Origin of the sequence: Haloimpatiens lingqiaonensis (assembly GCF_901447495.1) — a bacterium.
GTDB classification, from domain to species: Bacteria; Bacillota; Clostridia; order Clostridiales; family Clostridiaceae; genus Haloimpatiens; species Haloimpatiens lingqiaonensis.
In genome coordinates, this window is the sequence record NZ_CABDWS010000141.1 from 1 (window position 1) to 3,280 (window position 3,280).

Sequence of the window (3,280 nt, forward strand, 5' to 3'; positions counted from 1 at the left end):
TTGATAACAAGATAGGATTAAAGCCATATCAGCTAAGGGAAGAAATAAAAATGCCGAAGGCTCCAGAAGGATTAGAATACAGAAATTTAGGTACAATGGAGCACAATATATGTGATGTATTAGCTCAGAGAATGAAAGGAAGAAAAATGAGTTGGTCTATTAAAGGTGCCAATAATTTAGCTAAAATACTAGCTGAAAAAGCAAGTAAAAGAATATACAATGTGATAAATGAGGTATGTTCAGGAGTTGTTTCAGATGATAAATTAGAAACAATAACAGAGATGATTACATTAACAGCAGCTGATGTAAATAAGAAGGTAAAGAAAAGTAAGTATTATCCTATACAACAAGCAAGAGTACCATTTACAGGCTGCGCCATGACTAATGGAAGAAAAGCTATACAAAGCTTTTTTAAAGAAAAAAATTTTAGTGAACTTATTTATAGATAGTTTTAAAATTTTGAATAAAAAGTTAACGGGATAAGTGCGCCCTTTCGGGCTGCGGGCGAAGCCCTTTTGGAATAAAATTTTCAACTGAATTTATAATGGAAAAATTAAGAAATAAAATTGCCCACTTTAACTTGACACAAACCTACATCATTTAAATAATTGTAAAGTTCATCATTTATGGATATAATATGGTTAGTAAATTTATTTGGCATACTGACAACCTCCCGTGTGATTAATTGAGTAATAACTTTTATATATCACGGAAACCGTCGGTGTGCCATATTTATTTTTTGGTAGCATTACCAATTTGACTTTTTATTTTGCAGAACTAAAGTAATAATATAAATAGCATAAATAATAATATAAATAGCATAAACAATAATATAAATAGCAATATGAATAAGCATACAAGTATAGACGAGAATAGCAATTCCAAAGACCATTTGGTTATAGGAGTTTTGGCTATTCAAGGAGGGGTATTAGAGCATATAAATCACATAAAAAAGCTAGGGTATGATGCGATAGAAGTTAAGAAAATAGAGGATTTAGAAAAAATAGACGGCATTATATTGCCAGGTGGTGAAAGTACTGCTATAAGTAAAATATTGAGAGAAAGAAATATGTTAAATCCATTGGCAGAAGCTATAAATAAAGGGCTTCCAGCTTGGGGCACTTGCGCAGGAATGATACTCTTAGCTAAGGAGATAGAAGGAGAAGATGCATGCCATCTTGGAGTAATGGATATAAGGGTTAAGAGAAATGCCTATGGTTCTCAATTATATAGCTTTGTTACATTGGAGAGTATACATGAAGTTTGTAATGAGCCATTGGAGCTTATATTTATAAGGGCACCTTATATAGTAGAGGTTTCTAAAGAAACAAAAGTTATTCACAAAGTAGGTGAAAATATAGTAGCAGCCAAGGAGAAAAATATATTAGTTACTTCTTTTCACCCTGAGCTTTCCAGTAGCTTGGAATTTCACGAATATTTTATTGAGAAATTTGTTTTAGGCAGGTAAAATAGGGGGACGGTTAACAACTTTAGGTAAATAAAAAAAGAAAAAGAAGGGGAAAAAGAAAGGGACGGTTAACAACTTTTAGTAAGATATTACTATTAAAAGTTGTTAACCGTCCCCGAGTTGTTTGTTTAATTAAAAGAGAAAACTTGTTAACCGTCTCCTATTTATTTTTTTGTTTACGATAAAAAGTTGTTAACTATCTCCAGGTAAATAAATAATTAAACGGTAAATAATTGTTAACCGTCCCCAATTAACCAATTAATTCCTCAATTATTTTTTATAATACACAGCTTTCACGGTTCTTATGATAGGCAATGAAACCAAAATGGCCATGGAAGCTGAAATAAATCCATTTAGAACTAAGAGTAAAAAAGTTTTGTTGGCAGCAGCTCTGCTAACTCCCAAGGCTTTTATATATTCATTTAGATATAGGACATATATCATGCCTAAGACACCTATGGTATTGGTGAATGAGCCAACGGTTATGGACAATATCAATTGAATATAATCTACTAAATATCTAGTGAATTTTCCCCATTTAGTAGTACCATCGTTTGAGTAAACCTTTTCCTTTAAGTTATTAAACTTAATCTTTTTTAATAACTTGTACATATAGTAAGGAGTAATTCCTATTAATATTCTAGGAAGTACTGAAACTAATGGGTTAATAAATATAAAGGAAACTGGCGTTGGAGTTTTTATAGCTTGAAAAATACTGGTTAGTCCAAATATTAAACCAAGTATTCCGCCAACTACAGGGCCTTCTAGAAGTGAACCTATAATCACAGGTATGTGCATTATAGTTGTGTGAAATGGTGGTATAGGTATATAACCTAACCCAGTAATACCCAGTACTACAGATATAGCGGAAAGCATACCTGTAATAGTAATTTGTTTTGTGGAAAATCTTCTTTTTTCCAATGCTTTTTCTGACATTTTTACATTCCTCCATTCTTATTCCAATAGGATATAATTTGGAAATTTGGTATTTTATTAGAATTAGCATGTAAATAGTATGGCTTTGTAATAAATGCCATCTTTTACATACGATATTAGTATATCACCGAATTTTCATATAAATCAATAGGAAGATAATAATTTCAGAGATTTAGCACCTAAATTCCAGTAAAAATTTTATTTTTACTGGAATTGTATCTTTTTACACTTACTTAAAGGGCTGGTAAGCCCGCAGACCGTTAGGTCGCAAAAATAATTACACTATCCCCTACCCCAAGAAATCTTTAAAATCAATTTCCAGTTTTATATTTGATTAAGTTTTTACAAATAGTGGGTTATGCCAACCATTTTCTATAATAAATCTTTCATCTCTTATATCTTCAATAACATCTATTTGGAGCATATATTTCTTTCTAAAATTTCTTATACACCTAAAAAAATATAATTGCATTAGATTAAATGCTATTATTATAAACATTAATACTGTTTCTATGCCCGTAGGGCTATGAAGAAAACAATGATTCAAATGCCATTCTGTTTTTAACTGATGAAAAGCATTATTTTCAATGTCCCACCTTTTATGCATTATTTCCCATAAAGTTTCTACCGACGTTAATTTATCCGTCGTTATAATCCATGACTCTTTAATTTCCATTTTATCTCCATTATATATTTCTTCTATAAACTTTATAAACCTTACTTTTATTTCTGAATCAGCCATTTCAAAATTATCTTCATCCCAAGCTTTTATCTTTAAATAATTTTTATTTTTTTTATTAACTATCCATTCTTTATCTGCCTCACGGCACTTAAATAAAGCTAGTGCATCTTTTACAATATGAAGTCGTTCATCTT

General features: G+C 30.6%; 3 protein-coding genes and 1 pseudogene. 2 read left to right on the top strand and 2 right to left on the bottom strand.

All coding sequences use genetic code 11. The annotated features are described in order from the left end of the window. Together FGK85_RS14815 and pdxT are read left to right on the top strand one after the other, a co-directional pair. A pseudogene (locus tag FGK85_RS14815) lies at positions 1-449 on the top strand (ISLre2 family transposase); the annotation flags it as partial. A gap of 395 nt (positions 450-844) precedes the next feature. Continuing rightward, entirely contained in the window at positions 845-1,468 is a 624-nt protein-coding gene (gene pdxT, locus FGK85_RS14820) for a pyridoxal 5'-phosphate synthase glutaminase subunit PdxT (RefSeq protein WP_396276551.1), read from the top strand. Positions 1,469-1,738: 270 nt separating this feature from the next. Here pdxT and FGK85_RS14825 read toward each other — a convergent pair whose 3' ends face one another. Both FGK85_RS14825 and FGK85_RS14830 read right to left on the bottom strand, forming a co-directional pair. After that, entirely contained in the window at positions 1,739-2,404 is a 666-nt protein-coding gene (locus tag FGK85_RS14825) for an ECF transporter S component (RefSeq protein WP_138207904.1), read from the bottom strand. Positions 2,405-2,738: 334 nt separating this feature from the next. Then, positions 2,739-3,280 (bottom strand): transposase (locus FGK85_RS14830; protein ID WP_243122785.1); only part of this gene is annotated, 542 nt, incomplete at its 5' end.